The following is a 15,093-nucleotide window of genomic DNA, read 5'->3' as shown; positions in this document are numbered from 1 at the left end:
TTTTGATGAGGGGTGTCGCATGCGGCATGTGCATATTCATGTGACGGGCATTGTGCAGGGCGTTGGCATGCGACCGTTTGTGTATCGCGAGGCCATGGCGCATGGCATTTGCGGATGGGTGCTCAACGCGGGCGACGGCGTGCATATCGAGGCGCACGCTCCGGCCGATGCGCTCGATGCTTTTGTTGCCGCGCTTTCTGAGCATGCGCCTGCGGCAGCCCGCGTTGAGCGAGTCGATATTGCGGATTTGGGGCCTGGCGGTTGGAGCGCTGCCGGTGAGCAGGGCTTTCGCATTGTGGCATCGCAGGACCAGACCGCGCACACGACGCTCGTCTCGCCCGATATCGCTACCTGTGACGATTGCCTGCGCGAGTTGTTCGATCCCGCCGACCGACGCTATCACTACCCCTTTATCAACTGCACTAACTGCGGGCCGCGCTTTACCATCATCCGCTCGCTGCCTTACGATCGAGCGGCCACCTCGATGGATTGTTTTCCCATGTGTCCCAAGTGCGCCGCGGAGTATGCCGACCCACTCGACCGGCGTTTTCACGCGCAGCCCGATGCCTGCTTTGATTGCGGGCCGCATATTACGTGGCGCGAGGCTGTGAACGGCAATGCGTGCGGGAATTCGTCCGCGACACCGGCCGTCGGCACCACACGCGAGGCCAGCGACGCCATTATCGACCGCTGTGTTGAGTTGCTGGCCGGTGGCGGTATCGTCGCCATCAAGGGGCTGGGCGGATTTCACTTGGCATGCGACGCCTCCAACGAGCAGGCGGTAGCCGAGCTTCGCCGCCGCAAACGCCGCAGCAACAAGCCGCTTGCCGTTATGGTGCGCGACCTTGCCGACGTTGAACGCCTGTGCCATGTCAGCGACGTTGAGCGCGGCTTGCTGACCGGCAGCATTCGCCCCATTGTGCTGCTGCGCCGACGTGCCGTTTGCGAGAGTGGAGATTCCCCCGACGCCCTCGCGCTCGCGCCGTCCGTCGCGCATGACCTTCCCGAGCTCGGTGTTATGCTCCCCTACACCCCGCTTCAGCATCTGCTGCTTGCCGCGGTAGAAGTCTGCGGTATGCACGCGCTCGTCATGACCAGCGGAAACCTGAGCGAAGAACCCATCGAGACCGACGACGACCTTGCCTGGAAACACCTCATTGCCGCCGGCATCGCCGACTCGTTGCTCGGTAACGACCGCGCGATCCTCTCGCGCTACGACGACTCTGTAGTGCGCGTGGTCGACGGCGCCGTTATGCCCGTGCGCCGCGCCCGCGGATACGCTCCGCAGCCGTTACCGCTGCCGGCATGCGACGGCACTGTACCCTGCATCCTCGCCTGCGGCCCGCAGCAAAAGGCGACGATTGCGCTCACTCGTGAAGGGGCGAACGGCGAGGTAACCTGTTTTGTGTCGCAGCATATCGGCGATGTTGAAAACGGCGGGACCTTCGATGCCTGGAACGCCGCGCGCACGCGCTTGGAAGATCTCTTTGACTTGGCGCCCGCCGCCTTGGCCTGCGATTTACACCCCAGCTATCTGTCGAGCCAGTGGGCGCGCGAACAGGCACGGGAGCACAATCTGCCGCTTATCGAAGTCCAACATCATCATGCGCACATCGCGAGCGTAATGGCAGAGGCGATTGTCGCAGGCCGGCTTGCAACCGACGCGCGTGTCCTTGGCATCGCCTTTGACGGCACCGGCGCCGGCACCGATGGGACCATTTGGGGCGGCGAGTTCCTTGTCGCCGGCCTTGGCGGCTTTGAGCGCGCCGCGCACCTGCGCACCTGGGCGCTCCCCGGCGGGGCGGCCTCCGTGCGCGACGCCCGCCGCAACGCCTTTGCCCTGCTCAGTGAGCTCGGCCTGCTCGAGCACCCGGGTGCCGCTCGGCTTTTGGACAGCCTCGACGAGCAAACGCGCAGCGTGACAGCCACCATGATCGAGCGCGGCATCAACAGCCCGCGCACCAGCAGCATGGGGCGTCTCTTTGATGCCGCAGCAGCGATTCTGGGCATCTGCGACAAGGCAACCTACGAGGGCGAACCCGCCATAGAACTCGAAGCCGCCGCCTGGCGCGCGCTTGACGGTAAGCCCGTTCGTCTCGACGGCAATCATACAGGCGTATTCACGTCTGCCGACGACTCCCCCATCTTGGACCCCCGACCGCTCATCGAAGCTCTTCTGAATGGAATCGAGGCAGGCGCGCCGGCCGACCGGCTCGCCCTCGGGTTTCACATCGCCATTACGCACGCTACGACCCACATCGCACGCGAGATCTGTGATCACGAAAGCCTCGATACCGTCGCGCTCTCGGGCGGTGTGTTCATGAACCGGCTTTTGCTTCAGCTCCTTACCCACGAACTCAAAGACGCCGGTCTTGCCGTCTTGATCCCCCACGCCGTGCCCGTTAACGACGGCTGCATCGCCTACGGTCAGGCCGCCATCGCTCGCGCTCGCCTCGCGTAGACAGCATTGCGATAGGCTGTTTTGCCAGCCTGCGCGCCGCCGTCTCACAGGTGTAACGCGTTTGCTCGTGACTCCCGCGAGCGCTACCATCAACTGATGGGTAATTAGGCGCCTATCCAGCGCAAAACGTATAAAAGGGGAACATTATGTGCCTTGCCGTTCCCGGTAAAGTGGTCAAACGCGACGACGACCTTAAGGCGACCGTCGACATGATGGGCATCGAGCGCCCCGTTTCGCTGCGCCTCGTGCCGACGGCACAGGTAGGCGACTATATTCTCGTGCACGCCGGCTTTGGCATTCAGATCGTCGACGAGCAGGAAGCCCAAGAGACACTCGAACTCGTCAATACCATGGCCGAGCTGGCCGAAGAGGACCAGCTCGCCACCAACCCGGCCGAGGCATACTAGTGGCGGCGGCGCAGCCGGTTCGCTCCGGTATCGACTTTTCGGCATTTCGCGACCCCAAGCTGGCTCGCGAGCTCATTGATCGTATTCACGAGCTTGTCGGCAACCGCAGCATCAACCTTATGGAAGTCTGCGGTACGCATACCGTGAGCATTGGCCGCTATGGCTTTCGCTCCATTATGCCGACGGGACTCAAACTGCTAAGCGGCCCGGGATGCCCCGTTTGCGTCACCGCCAACCGCGACATCGATCACGCAATTGCGCTTTCCAACATGGACGGCGCCATCATCACCACCTTTGGCGACATGATGCGCGTGCCCGGATCGTCCACCTCGCTTGCCGCGCAAAAGGCGGCGGGGCGCGACATCCGCATCGTCTACTCTCCGCTCGACGCACTCGACATTGCCGAGCAAAATCCCGAACGCCCGGTCATCTTTATGGGCGTCGGCTTTGAGACCACAACGCCCACCATTGCCGCCGCTATCCTGGAGGCCGACGCGCGCGGGCTCCAGAACTTCTCGGTCTACTGTGCTCACAAGACCACGCCGCCGGCTCTGCGTGCGATCTCCAACGACCCCGAGACGACCATCGACGGCTTTATCCTGCCTGGTCACGTCGCTACCATCACGGGCCTGGCACCCTTTAGGTTTTTGGTCGATGAGTTCGAGACCCCCGGCGTGGTCACGGGATTTGAGCCGGTCGATATCTTGCAGGGCATCAGCATGCTAGTCCAGATGGTTGTCGAGCACAGGCCCGCAATCGACAACGCCTACCGCCGTGGCGTCAACGCTGACGGCAACCCCGTGGCACGCCAGCTGGTCGAGCAGGTGTTTGAGCCGTGCGACACCACGTGGCGCGGGCTGGGACCGATTGCCAACTCGGGTCTTTCCATCCGACCCGAATTCGCGCGCTTTGATGCCGGCGCCCGCTTTGACGTGCCCATTGAGGCGACGGTCGAGCCGCGCGGGTGCCGCTGCGGCGACGTGCTGCGCGGTGCCATCACGCCGAGCGACTGCCCATTGTTTGGCCGCACCTGCACGCCCGAGCACCCCGTCGGCCCGTGCATGGTGAGCTCCGAAGGCAGCTGCGCGGCGTACTACCGCTACCGCGACTAACCCGGACGCGCCCGCATGCTGACACCACCCACGATTGGAGTTTTCGATATGTCCCGTACTGCCACCGATAGCACTGTCCTGCTGGGCCACGGCTCCGGCGGCCAGATGATGAAGCGCATTATCGATGAGGTCTTTCTGGATGCCTTTGGGTCGCCCGAGCTGCTTGCGGGCAACGATGCTGGTGTCGCCGCGCTGCCCGCAAGCGAGCGAATCGCCATGTCGACCGACAGCTTTGTGGTAACGCCGCAGTTCTTCCCCGGCGGCAATATCGGCCGCCTCGCCGTATGCGGAACCGTCAACGACGTCGCGACCTCGGGCGCTAACGTGCGCTACCTCTCATGCGGCTTTATCCTCGAAGAGGGCTATCCCATGGACAAGCTGCGCCAGATTGTGCAGACCATGGCCGAAACGGCACATGAGGCAGGCGTGAAGATTATCACCGGCGACACCAAGGTGGTCGAGCGTGGCGGTGCCGACGGCGTCTACATCAATACCGCTGGCGTAGGCGAGGTGCCCGCAGGCGTGACACTCAGCGGTGCCAACTGCCGGCCCGGCGACGTCATCCTGGTGTCGGGCACACTGGGAGACCACGGCATCGCCATCATGAGCCAACGCGAGGGCCTAGCGTTTTCGAGCACCATCGAAAGCGATGCCGCGCCGCTCAACCACCTGATTGCCGACGTTCTGGCCGCAGCGCCCGGCACGCGTTGCTTTCGCGACCCCACGCGCGGTGGCCTGGCGTCCACACTCAACGAGTTTGCCCAGGCCAGCGGTGTTGCCATGGAGGTCGACGAGGATGCCGTGCCCGTGCGTCCCGACGTGCAAGCCGCCTGCGAGATGCTCGGCTACGATGTGCTACAGGTGGCAAACGAGGGCAAGATGGTCGCCGTGGTGCCGGCCGAGCAAGCCGATGCCGCGTTGAGCGCCATGCGCGCCGCCCGCTACGGCGAGAATGCCGCCATCATCGGTCGCGTGCTGCCGCTTGCCGAGGGTGCCCGTCCCGCCGTGCGCGTGCGCACCGGCTGGGGCTCGACCCGCATCCTCGACATGCTCGTGGGAGAGCAGCTGCCGAGAATTTGCTAGGGCGGAATTGCACAGCTGGCGCGATATGGCCTGATAACCCTGGAGATGTTCAGATTCCAGCCACGCCAGACACGTAAGCCCAGTATTATGAGGTGCGTTTTAAACCCAATGACGGGAGCTTTCATGGCAGCAGCTTTTTCCACCGTGATCTTTGACCTTGACGGCACCATCCTCAACACGCTCGAGGACCTGGCGGCCGCCGGCAACCACACCTGCGAGATGCACGGCTGGCCCACGTTTGCCGTGGACGAGTACCGCTACAAGGTGGGAAACGGCATGCTTAAGCTGGTCGAGCGCTTTATGCCCGCCGAGTACGCGGGCGACGGCCGTATGTTTGAGCAGACGCTTGCCGAGTTTAGGGCCTATTACGGCGAGCACAAGGAGGACCACACCTCGCCCTACGCCGGCACGATTGAGATGCTCGACCGTCTGCGCACAGCGGGCGTTCAGCTTGCCGTGCTCACCAACAAGGATCATATTTCGGCAGCCCCGCTTATCGAGAAATACTTTGGCCCCGATCGCTTTGCGCTGGTACAGGGCCGTGTGGGCGCATTTCCGCCCAAGCCCGAGGCACCCGTCACGTTGCATGTGATGAAAGAGCTGGGCGCCGATCCGGCAACCACGCTCTATGTGGGCGATTCGAATGTCGATGTTCTGACCGGCCACAACGCCGGCCTTAAGAGCGCGGGCGTCAGCTGGGGCTTCCGCGGCCGCGCAGAGCTGGAAGCCGCCGGCGCCGACTACGTGGTAGATACGCAGGACGAACTCGCCGAGCTAATCTTGGGCGAGTAGCGAGCGACACCGCTTAACGCAGCTGCGACAATTCTTCCACGCGGAAAGTGCATCCCGTTTTGGAGCTCCGAAATGGGATGCACTTTCCATTTGAGGCGCGTCGGGGAAACCGCATCCCGTTTCAGAGCAATATTCCGGGTCGCGGTTTCCGCAACCCACCCCATCCGGAAACCGCGACCCGGAATTCGGCCAAAAACCGGGTCGCATTTTCCCGAGCATTTGATGCGGCGTTGATACAAGGAGTGTCCCCAACTGCCGGCAGAAAAGGAACGTCCCCAACTGCCACCTCAATGACTACCATGGCAACGCCGCAGGTAGAGGACGGGCAGCGAGCGGGCACCAGAGCGAACAAATTGGCATGAAAAGAGGACGGCATAGACCTTCTGGTCATGCCGTCCTCTTTGAATGACAAGTTGTCGCTCTGGCGCCCGCGCAGCGTCGAACAGTTACGGCGTTTGGCAAAACGCCGTAACTCCCCTAGCTCATCATGGCATTCATCATCTCGTTGGTTGCGGAATCGTCGGCAGACCACTCGCCGTCGTCATTGCAGGAATACTTGAAGGTGACCTTGGTGTCCTTGGTCTTAGCAGCCTTGGTCACATCGACCATAACCTGACCGGCCATCTTGTACAGCTCGTCATCGGAAGGCATCGAATCGAGCGCGGCGACCTTCTCCTGATACTGGGTGGCAAAATCCTCAACGATCTGGTTCATGGACTTGCAGGTAATGGTGACCTCGGCAGTTGCGGTGCCCTTGTCCTCGTCGACCGTCACGTCGCCGATCTTGTAGTCAAAGCCCTCGAGATAGCTCTTGGCGTACTCCTTGGGATCGATGCCCAGCTGCTCGAACTCGTCGCCCGAGGCCTCTTCCAGGCCAGCGAGGAAGTCGTCGCCGCCGTTCTTGACCTCGTCAAACTGCGTCGTAAGATCCTCGGTAATGAGCTCCTCAACCGAAGGACCTCCGCAGCCGGAAAGCACAACCACGCACGCGACCAGAACAGCCATCAGGGGCGCAAGCAGCAGCTTCTTCTTCATGACATTCCTCCCAACAAGCGGCACCGCGCTTCCCGACGCGGTGCACGTCGTAACAATAAGGCCATACTAGCCGATAACGAACACCCCCGGCAAAGCAAAGGCGCAATCGGCTCGATTTAACGTCCGAACGGTTTACCGGTCCGCCCAACGCGCAATAAAACGTTCCGCCGCATTGTAATAAAAAAGGGCGGCCGGATAACCCGACCACCCTTGCACACCCTTTGGATGCCGCAGCTTACTTGCGGACGACTTTGACGATGGCATCGCCGGCGGCGACAGCGGAGTCGGCCTCGACGGCGAGTTCGACATCGGCAAACTCGGCGGTGTTGGACACGGCCACCACGACGCAGTCCTTGTAACCGGCAGCGGCGATCTTGGCGCGGTCGATCTTGAGTATGGGCTGGCCAGCCTTCACAACGTCGTCGGCCTTGACGAAGCCCTCGAAGCCATCACCGTTCATGTTGACGGTATCGACGCCAACGTGCACCAAAACCTCGATGCCGCTATCGGACTGCAGGCCCACGGCGTGACCCATGGTGACGGTCACCTTGCCGTCGCAGGGAGCGTAGACCAGATCGTCCTCGGGCCACACGGCGCAGCCCTTGCCCAGAACCTCGCCACCAAAGACGGGATCGGGCACGTCGGCCATCTTGATGACCTTGCCCTTGACGGGCGAGCACAGCACGTCGGCGCCGGCAGAAGCAGAGATGGAGGCGGGAGCAGCAGCAGCCGCGGGCTCAGCCTTCTTCTTGAACATGTCAAACAGACCCATACGTTTTCTCCTCTTGATTAAGCGCAACGTTGTGCGCATGCCTATGGTGATTATAGTGCCAAATGGTTCAAATGCTAAGGTGGGGACTCGAATCGCGAGCCCATCCCAACGCTTTTCCCCGGTGGCACTCATATTGTCGATTAATCCAGGCCCTCGGCACCGTTGGACTTGATGATCTTCTGGTAGGCGTAGAAGCTGTCCTTGCGGCGTCGCTCGTAGGTACCGGTGCCGTCGTCGTACTTATCGACGTGGATAAAGCCGTAGCGCTTGCGCATCTCGCCGGTGCCGGCGGAAACCAGGTCGATGGGGCCCCACCAGGTGTAGGCGATCAGGTCGACGCCGTCGGCAATGGCCTCGCCCATGGCCTTGACGTGGCTCTGCAAGTAGGCGATACGATACGGGTCGTGGATGGAGCCGTCCTCCTCGACCTCATCGTAGGCGCCCATGCCATTCTCGACCACCATCAGCGGAATCTCGTAGCGGGCGTAAATCTCGTTGAGGGCGATGCGCAGACCCAGCGGATCGATCTGCCAGCCCCAGTCGGTGGACTCCAGATAGGGATTCTTGCCGCCAAAGGTCATGTTGCCCTCGGTCATCTCGTGATCCTTGTGGGTGCCCACGGTGCCGGACATGTAGTAGCTAAAGGTGTAGAAATCGACCTTGCCGTCGGCGATATCCTGCAGGTCACCGTCCTCCATCACAAGCTCGACATCGTTCTCGGCCCAGAAGCGCTTGGCATAGAACGGATACTTGCCGCGCACCTGCACGTCGGAGCAGTACCAGTTCATGGTATTCATCTCCTGCTGCGTGGCGAACACGTCGGCCGGATCGCACGTGGCGGCATAGGAGAGGATGAAGCAGTCCATGTTGCCCATCTTAAACTGCGGATAGTGCTCGTGGGCATAGCGCACGACGCGGCCGCTGGCGACAAACTGGTGATGCAGGGCCTGCATACGGGCCTGCGGCGTGGTGTGGACCGCCGAAGCCGGGCCCTCAAAGCCCTGGATCATGCTGGTCCCAAAGAGGTTGCCCATGTCCTGGGTGCCGCAGTTGATCTCGTTGAAGGTGAGCCAGAACTTGACCTTGTCCTGATAGCGGTCGAAGACGGTCTGGCAGTACTTCTCAAAGAAGCCGATGAGCTCGCGGCTCGCCCAGCCGTTGTATTTCTCGACCAGGTGATAAGGCATCTCGTAGTGCGACAGGGTCACGAGCGGCTCGATATTGTGAGCGCGCAGGCAGTCGAAGACGCGGTCGTAAAAGGCGAGGCCGGCCTCGTTGGGCTCGGCGTCGTCGCCGTTGGGGAAGATGCGGCTCCAAGAGATGGACATGCGGAACATGTTGAAGCCCATCTCGGCGAACAGCGCGATGTCCTCCTCGTAGTGATGGTAGAAATCGATGCCGTCATGGTTGGGGTAGAAGCGGTTAGGGTCGATGTCGATCGTAATCTGGCGCGGCTCCTTGTAGCTGCCACCCAAGAAATGGTCGTCGACGGAAGGACCGCGGCCGTCCACGTTCCAAGCGCCCTCAAACTGATTGGCGGCCGTGGCGCCGCCCCAATAGAAACCCTCGGGGAACTTGATGTTTGCCATGAGCATCTCCTTTGCATTGCGGGTCGATAGGCCGAGTATCGCCCACGCACGCGACAGGCAGGGGCAGGGGTGCCAAACCCGACACTTCTTTTCGCAGACGCGCGCTGCAACAGCGCTGCAGCTGAAACTTTTTGACACCGAAGGAGCGAAGACGATCCGCCCCGCGCTTACCGGCGGTATGCCGCGGGGGTGCAGCCATACTTGTCGTGAAACTTACGGTAGAAGAAGCTCATGTTTTCATAGCCCACCGCATGCGCAGCCGCCCCGGCCGTGGCGCCGCCGCGCAGAAGCTCGGCCGCATGTACCAGGCGTCGCTCCTGCACAAGCTGCCTAAAGGTCTTGCCCACATGCCGCTTAAGGAGCGCCGTCGCATAATTAGGGCTCAAGCCAAACTCCGCCGCCATCCCCTCGAGGGAGCACGCGGCGAATTCGCGATCGATATAGCCGAGCATTCCCGTCACCAGGGCAGTGGGCCCCGCCGCGCCGTCCGCCGCGCCGCGCACCAGCTCGCGCTCGTAGCAATCCATGAGCTCGACCAAAAACAGCTGAAACAGACGCAAGACGATCTCGGGACCGTTGGGGCTCGGGTCGTACAGCTCGCAGAGCATCTCCTGCATGTAGCGCCGAATCCGACGGCTCTCGCCGCAGTAAAAACGGACATGGCCCCGATGGTCCGTCTCGCTGTTGAGCGCGTTGAACAAAAACCGCGAGACCGCGCTCTCGCGCGAGAGGCTCGACTCGAGACTCCGGCGCAAAAAAGAGCGTGAAACGGTCATGCTCAGCATGATGTCGTCCTCGCCGAGCGCCGCCACGGCATGAGGGCAAAGGGCGTCGAGCAAAAGCACCTCGTTGCGGCGCAACTCGAGCCTCTCCCCCGCCACCGTCTGCGGGCAGCGCCCGCGATACACATAACTCATCTCCACGTAATCATGCACGTGCTCGGGAACTGCATTAAAGCGCGAGTTTTTCCTTATCGTCAGGCCACGCGGCATGCCGGGCTGGGCATAGGCAAACCCTGGCTGCCCAATCTTGCGCACTGGGCATCCGTCGATTTCGACATGCTCGGTCATAATCGACCAATCAAATGCCATGCCGTCTTTATAAGCGATCTCACTGGCGCTCAGTTCGCTGAGCCTACGCTCGAGCTCGTCGATCTCCATGGCTTGCCAATCGTTGATTTGGTCATAGTTCGTCGTGATTCAGATATTAGCAGAGTGCGCCGACACGTCCATAATCTGTGCCATACAGCAGATCGATCGAGCCAAGGAGGATCCATGACCGCGTACTACCAGCAGGTGCTCGAGGGCACATACGACAACCACGTGCTTCCGTTTTTGTGGATGAAGGGCGAGAGCCATAAGACCATTGCCGAGTATCTGGAGAAGATCGCCGGCGCCGACATCCACGAGGTCTGTCTCGAAAGCCGCCCACACCCCGATTTTTGCGGCGAGGGCTGGTGGCGCGACTTGCGCTTTGTCATTGACGAGTGCAAGCAGCTGGGCCTTAAGCTCTGGATCTTGGACGACGCGCACTTCCCCACGGGCTTTGCCAACGGCGCCGTCAAGGAGGCCGTGTCCGAGCTCCGCAAGATCGTGCTCACGCACCGCACGTTCGACATCGTGGGCCCCACGTCCGCCGCGAGCATCGCACTCGCCAACATGCTCGACAAAACGGAGCGCTTCTACGGCGTGACATTTATGCAGGACGGCAGCCCCGTCGACGTCGCTTACCGAGTAATCGACGATGCAGACGGCAACCCCAGCCGCCTGGTCTTCGATGCACCTGCGGGCCTCACGCAGGCATGCGTGATGTTCACGAGCGGCAAGACCTCCTACAACGAGGACTACATCAATATGGTCGACCGCGCCTCGGTGGCGCAGCTCATCGATGCTGTTTACGAGCCGCATTTCGAGCATCTGGGCGATGAGTTTGGCAAGACGATCCTGGGCTTTTTCTCCGATGAGCCCGGATTTGCCAACGAGAAGGGCACCACGGGCCCCGATGGCATCTCGGACACGCTCATCGGCAAGGCCACCGCGCCCCTACCCTGGTCGGCCGAGCTTGAGCGTCGCCTGCGCGCGGCACTGGGCGAGCGCTACCTGGCCGAGCTCCCGCACCTGTGGGACCGCGAGCCAGCCGGCGCGCACGTACGCCACGTCTATATGGACATCGCGAGCACCCTCTATAAGGAGTGCTTCTGCGACCAGCTCGGAGACTGGTGCCGCGCGCGCGGCGTGCAGTACATCGGCCACGTTATCGAGGACAAGGACTGCCACGCGCGCCTGGGCGTGGGCGCCGGGCACTACTTCCGCGCCGTGGGCGGTCAGGACATGGCGGGCGTCGACATCGTGATCAACCAGCTGGTACCCGGCATGGACCGCGGCCTTCACAGCTACGGACGCGGCGTGTGGGACCTCGAGTTCTATAACTACGTGCTGCCCAAGCTGGGCTCCTCGGCAGCACACCTCGACCCCAAAAAGCAGGGGCGCTGCATGGCCGAGGTCTTTGGCGCATTTGGATGGCACGAAGGCCTACGCGAGATGAAGTGGATCGCCGATCATTTTTTGGTGCGCGGCGTCAATTGGTTTGTGCCGCATGCCTTTAGCGTGGCCGCCTTCCCCGACTGGGACTGCCCACCGCATTTCTATGCGCATGGCCAAAACCCCCAGTTTGCACACTTTGGGCAGCTCATGAGCTACATGAACCGTACGGCGAGCCTACTGAGCGGCGGGCGCGCAACGACCCCGGTGGCGCTTCTCTACCATGCGGACGCCGAGTGGACAGGCGAGGCGAACTTTATGCAGCATGCCGCCTCCGAGCTTATGCGCGCGCAGGTCGACTTTGACATCGTGCCGGCAGAGGCATTTGAGGACGCAGGGCGCTATGCCGTTGAAATTGCCGCAGACGGTAGCGGCTTTGGCGTGAACGGCCAGGCATACCGCTGCCTGGTGATGCCCGGAGCCGAGTTTGTCGGCGGAGCCGTGCTCGACTTTGCCACGCGCGCCGCAGCCGCAGGTGTTGCCGTGTACGCGCTGGATGAGTTGCCGAGCAAGCGCTACGACGGTGATATTGCAGCCCGCGAGGGCTTTGCCTCCGTGGATGCAGCCGCGGTCGCCGGCATCAAGCTCCTGGCAACCGCCGAGCTCGCAGGCACGCTTGCCGACGCCGGTATGCAGACCGTGGTTTGTGCCGAGTCCCAGCCCTGGCTGCGCGCACTGCGCTACGAGCGGGCGGGCGAGACCTATCTGATGCTCGTCAACGAGCATCCCAAGCAGGGTATCTCCACTCAGATTGCGCTTGCCGACGGCATACCCGTTGCAGGCGCGCGCCTCGACCTGCTCAACGGCACCGATCCCGCCGCCTTTGACGGCACGCTCGAGCTGGCTCCCTACGAGAGCTGCATCGTGGTCCTTGGGGCTACAGGTTCCGCCGGCGCGGTAACTGCTGGAGACGAAGCCACATGCGTCGACGAGCCCTGGGCGGTTGCCTTCTCTGCCCCTGGTACCGATGCCTTTGGCGAGTCTGTTGAGCTTGCAGACCTGCACGACCTTTCCTCGGCCGAGTTCCCCGGCAAGGCCGGCACGTTCCGCTACCAGGCCTCCTTTGTCCTGGGCGAAGCGGCCAGCCGCGCTGTCATCGACCTTGGGGAGGTCTTTGAGACCGCAACCGTCACCCTCGACGGCAAATCCCTCGGCACCCGCATCTGTCCGCCTTACCGCTTTGAGGCCGCCGCACTTTTAGCCGGCGAGCACGCGCTCACGATCGATATCATCAACACCCTCGACCACGCCGTCCCCGACGTGTTCGGCATGACCGAGCCCTCCGAGCCCAGCGGTCTCTTGGGGCCCGTACGCGTGCTCGGGTAACGCCCCGGGCGCAAACGGCCCAACAAGGACAGCGCCCCTATGTTGAGCCCGCGCAGCGTCGAGCGGTCCGTCGTTCATAGACCGGCGGACCAAAACTCCCAGCCAAGCCGAACGTTTTATTTATCGCTATGATTGGTTTATCGCGACGCAAACGCATAGGAGCCATATGGATATCAGGCGAAAGATCACGCAGGGCAAAAGCCTCACCCCCACCGAGCAACAACTTGGGCGAACGGCCCTCGCCATGGGCGAGGATGTGCGCGGGCTTTCCATTAAGGAATTTGCCGCGTGCGCCAACGTTTCGGTCGCGAGCGTGCACCGCTTTTGCAAAAAGCTCGGCCTCGAGGGATTCAAAGACCTCAAGGTCGAGCTCATCCGCCAGGCGACCGAGGCGGGCAACCGGCGCGACGTGGACATCAACTTTCCCTTCGATGCCACCTCCGCCCCTGCGCAGGTGATGGAGCGCATGGAGGGGCTCTACCAGACCACCTTGGCCGAAACGCAGGAGCTGCTCGACCCTGCACAGCTCGACCACGCCGCCAAGCTCATCATGCGCGCCGGCACCGTGGACATCTACACGGGCTCGCATAACCTGTATCCAGCGGGAATGTTCCGCGATCGCCTGCTTTCCGCCGGCAAAAGCGCGACGTGCCACGACAGCGTCGAGGCGCAGGTGCGCACGGCGCTCGCCTCGGGTCCCGACCATGTGGCAATCGTCATCTCCTACAGCGGCCTTGCCCCCAACCTCAAGGAGATCTTGCCGATCCTTAGCAGTCGACATGTCCCGGTCATCGTCATCGGCACGCCGTACTGTGCCCGCATTCACCCCGGCTTTGCCGCCTATCTCACGGTAAGCGACCACGAGAGCATGACGCACCGCATCACGCAGTTCGCCAGCCATATCGCCGTGCAATACGTACTCGATTCGCTCTATAGCAGCTACTTTGCCAAAGATTACGCCCGCTGCTCCGAGTTCTTAGAGCGCTCGTTCCCCTACACCCGCCTCCCCGGACTCAAGTAACAACGAGCGAGGATTATTGGACACTCAAATAACGAGCGTGGATAATCTCCCACTTTGAGCCCGCACACAGGCCAAAACCGGGAGATTATCCACGCTCATTTTGGGTCCCCCGGGAACGCATGAGGAGGGCGGATAGACAGCCGTTATTTGCGAGGCGTCAGCGACGTAAAGAGTCCGTGTTGGTTGCAGTAAAGATATATCCTGCCGCGCCCGGTAATATGGAAGCGCGGCTGCACCGATTGCTCTGGATAGAGCTTCTTAAAGCAGATGCCGTCCATAGTCGCATATGCCACAAAGCTAATGTAGTGATCCTTGGTCATGGGATGATCGAGCGTGACGTACCAATCGTCCTCGATGCGCTCGATGGAAAAGGCGTGGTCCGCGTCCGGCTCTTCGGCCTCCTGGGGAAACATCGTGGAGCCACAGCAGCTAAAGCTGCCTTCTCCGAGCGCGTGCACAACGTTTCCGCAGATAGGGCAAACGTAAAAGACGCCTTTGAGCATATTGCCTGCACGGTTGGCGTTGGCCCGAATGTCACCAGCCAAAAGCTCAGCCACGCTTATGCCGAGTCTCTGGGCCAAAGGCTCAACGAGGGAAATGTCGGGAAGGCCGCGGCCGGATTCCCACTTGCTGACGGCTTTATCGGTCACGCCAAGGCTTTCCGCCAGGGCGCGCTGGGTGAAGCCGCGCTCTTCGCGCAGCTGCTTGATGGCATGCGCTGCCAAAAAAGTATGGGAGGCATTGGTTTGCCGTGTCTGGTTCATGGGCTGTCCAATCAAATTGAAGAAATGGAGTGAACCGGTTCGACAGTCAGTATCCATTTGAAGGCCAGGCTCGACAACCTACGCTGCGTAGACATGCGCCAATCGAACGAGCGCGGATTTTTGGACACTCATCCTGAGTAGTCATTTAAGAACGTCCATTACAGTCGAAATTGTCAGCCCGGGCCCGTCTC

At 61.8% G+C, this 15,093-nt stretch carries 12 protein-coding genes; 7 read left to right on the top strand and 5 right to left on the bottom strand.

What is annotated here, in order from left to right; genetic code table 11:
* The first annotated feature begins 19 nt into the window (after window positions 1–19).
* The 5 genes from hypF (at window position 20) to DW171_RS07670 (ending at window position 5,855) form a co-directional block, all read left to right on the top strand.
* A complete protein-coding gene (gene hypF, locus DW171_RS07690) occupies window positions 20–2,461 on the top strand; it encodes a carbamoyltransferase HypF (protein ID WP_118270886.1) in 2,442 nt (813 codons plus the stop codon).
* A 146-nt stretch (window positions 2,462–2,607) separates the two neighbouring features.
* Complete coding sequence (locus DW171_RS07685; protein ID WP_117736746.1) at window positions 2,608–2,868, top strand: HypC/HybG/HupF family hydrogenase formation chaperone; 261 nt, start codon at window positions 2,608–2,610, stop codon at window positions 2,866–2,868.
* Complete coding sequence (gene hypD, locus DW171_RS07680; protein ID WP_118270885.1) at window positions 2,868–3,980, top strand: hydrogenase formation protein HypD; 1,113 nt, start codon at window positions 2,868–2,870, stop codon at window positions 3,978–3,980. The genes DW171_RS07685 and hypD overlap by 1 nt, the downstream gene beginning before the upstream one ends.
* 48 nt (window positions 3,981–4,028) lie before the next feature.
* Entirely contained in the window at window positions 4,029–5,063 is a 1,035-nt protein-coding gene (gene hypE, locus DW171_RS07675) for a hydrogenase expression/formation protein HypE (RefSeq protein ID WP_118270884.1), read from the top strand.
* A 123-nt stretch (window positions 5,064–5,186) separates the two neighbouring features.
* The gene (locus tag DW171_RS07670) at window positions 5,187–5,855 is read left to right on the top strand and encodes an HAD family hydrolase (protein WP_233539137.1); all 669 of its coding nucleotides are present in this window, start codon (window positions 5,187–5,189) and stop codon (window positions 5,853–5,855) included.
* 477 nt (window positions 5,856–6,332) lie between these two features.
* On the opposite strand, the gene DW171_RS07665 is transcribed toward DW171_RS07670, so the two are convergent.
* The 4 genes from DW171_RS07665 to DW171_RS07650 form a co-directional block, all read right to left on the bottom strand.
* Entirely contained in the window at window positions 6,333–6,890 is a 558-nt protein-coding gene (locus DW171_RS07665; protein WP_117634513.1) for a hypothetical protein, read from the bottom strand.
* Between the two features lie 235 nt (window positions 6,891–7,125).
* Entirely contained in the window at window positions 7,126–7,662 is a 537-nt protein-coding gene (locus DW171_RS07660) for a PTS glucose transporter subunit IIA (RefSeq protein ID WP_055285321.1), read from the bottom strand.
* A 140-nt stretch (window positions 7,663–7,802) separates the two neighbouring features.
* Entirely contained in the window at window positions 7,803–9,251 is a 1,449-nt protein-coding gene (locus tag DW171_RS07655) for a glycoside hydrolase family 1 protein (protein ID WP_117800618.1), read from the bottom strand.
* 167 nt (window positions 9,252–9,418) lie between these two features.
* Window positions 9,419–10,411, bottom strand: a complete 993-nt coding sequence (locus tag DW171_RS07650; protein WP_118270882.1) for an AraC family transcriptional regulator — start codon at window positions 10,409–10,411, stop codon at window positions 9,419–9,421.
* 114 nt (window positions 10,412–10,525) lie between these two features.
* Here DW171_RS07650 and DW171_RS07645 point away from each other — a divergent pair, with 114 nt between their 5' ends.
* Together DW171_RS07645 and DW171_RS07640 are read left to right on the top strand one after the other, a co-directional pair.
* Window positions 10,526–13,117 carry a glycoside hydrolase family 2 gene (locus DW171_RS07645; RefSeq protein WP_118270881.1) on the top strand — a complete coding sequence of 864 codons (2,592 nt, stop codon included), beginning with the start codon at window positions 10,526–10,528 and terminating at the stop codon, window positions 13,115–13,117.
* Between the two features lie 166 nt (window positions 13,118–13,283).
* Complete coding sequence (locus tag DW171_RS07640) at window positions 13,284–14,138, top strand: MurR/RpiR family transcriptional regulator (protein ID WP_117634523.1); 855 nt, start codon at window positions 13,284–13,286, stop codon at window positions 14,136–14,138.
* Window positions 14,139–14,281: 143 nt separating this feature from the next.
* Here DW171_RS07640 and DW171_RS07635 read toward each other — a convergent pair whose 3' ends face one another.
* On the bottom strand, window positions 14,282–14,902 hold the full coding sequence (locus DW171_RS07635) for a helix-turn-helix domain-containing protein (protein ID WP_118270880.1): 621 nt from the start codon (window positions 14,900–14,902) through the stop codon (window positions 14,282–14,284).
* Window positions 14,903–15,093 lie beyond the last annotated feature (191 nt).

Source organism: Collinsella sp. AM15-2 (assembly GCF_003471985.1).
Classification (GTDB): Bacteria; Actinomycetota; Coriobacteriia; order Coriobacteriales; family Coriobacteriaceae; genus Collinsella.
The sequence above is the reverse complement of the archived record's forward strand: the minus strand, read 5'-3'. Positions and strand labels throughout refer to the sequence as shown.

Excerpts from the sequence above, each read along its gene's own strand:
- hypF (WP_118270886.1), top strand. The coding sequence starts at position 20 with ATGCGGCATGTGCATATTCATGTGACGGGCATTGTGCAGGGCGTTGGC.
- DW171_RS07685 (WP_117736746.1), top strand. The coding sequence starts at position 2,608 with ATGTGCCTTGCCGTTCCCGGTAAAGTGGTCAAACGCGACGACGACCTT.
- hypE (WP_118270884.1), top strand. The coding sequence starts at position 4,029 with ATGTCCCGTACTGCCACCGATAGCACTGTCCTGCTGGGCCACGGCTCC.
- DW171_RS07670 (WP_233539137.1), top strand. The coding sequence starts at position 5,187 with ATGGCAGCAGCTTTTTCCACCGTGATCTTTGACCTTGACGGCACCATC.
- DW171_RS07665 (WP_117634513.1), bottom strand. The coding sequence starts at position 6,890 with ATGAAGAAGAAGCTGCTGCTTGCGCCCCTGATGGCTGTTCTGGTCGCG.
- DW171_RS07660 (WP_055285321.1), bottom strand. The coding sequence starts at position 7,662 with ATGGGTCTGTTTGACATGTTCAAGAAGAAGGCTGAGCCCGCGGCTGCT.
- DW171_RS07655 (WP_117800618.1), bottom strand. The coding sequence starts at position 9,251 with ATGGCAAACATCAAGTTCCCCGAGGGTTTCTATTGGGGCGGCGCCACG.
- DW171_RS07650 (WP_118270882.1), bottom strand. The coding sequence starts at position 10,411 with ATGGAGATCGACGAGCTCGAGCGTAGGCTCAGCGAACTGAGCGCCAGT.
- DW171_RS07645 (WP_118270881.1), top strand. The coding sequence starts at position 10,526 with ATGACCGCGTACTACCAGCAGGTGCTCGAGGGCACATACGACAACCAC.
- DW171_RS07640 (WP_117634523.1), top strand. The coding sequence starts at position 13,284 with ATGGATATCAGGCGAAAGATCACGCAGGGCAAAAGCCTCACCCCCACC.
- DW171_RS07635 (WP_118270880.1), bottom strand. The coding sequence starts at position 14,902 with ATGAACCAGACACGGCAAACCAATGCCTCCCATACTTTTTTGGCAGCG.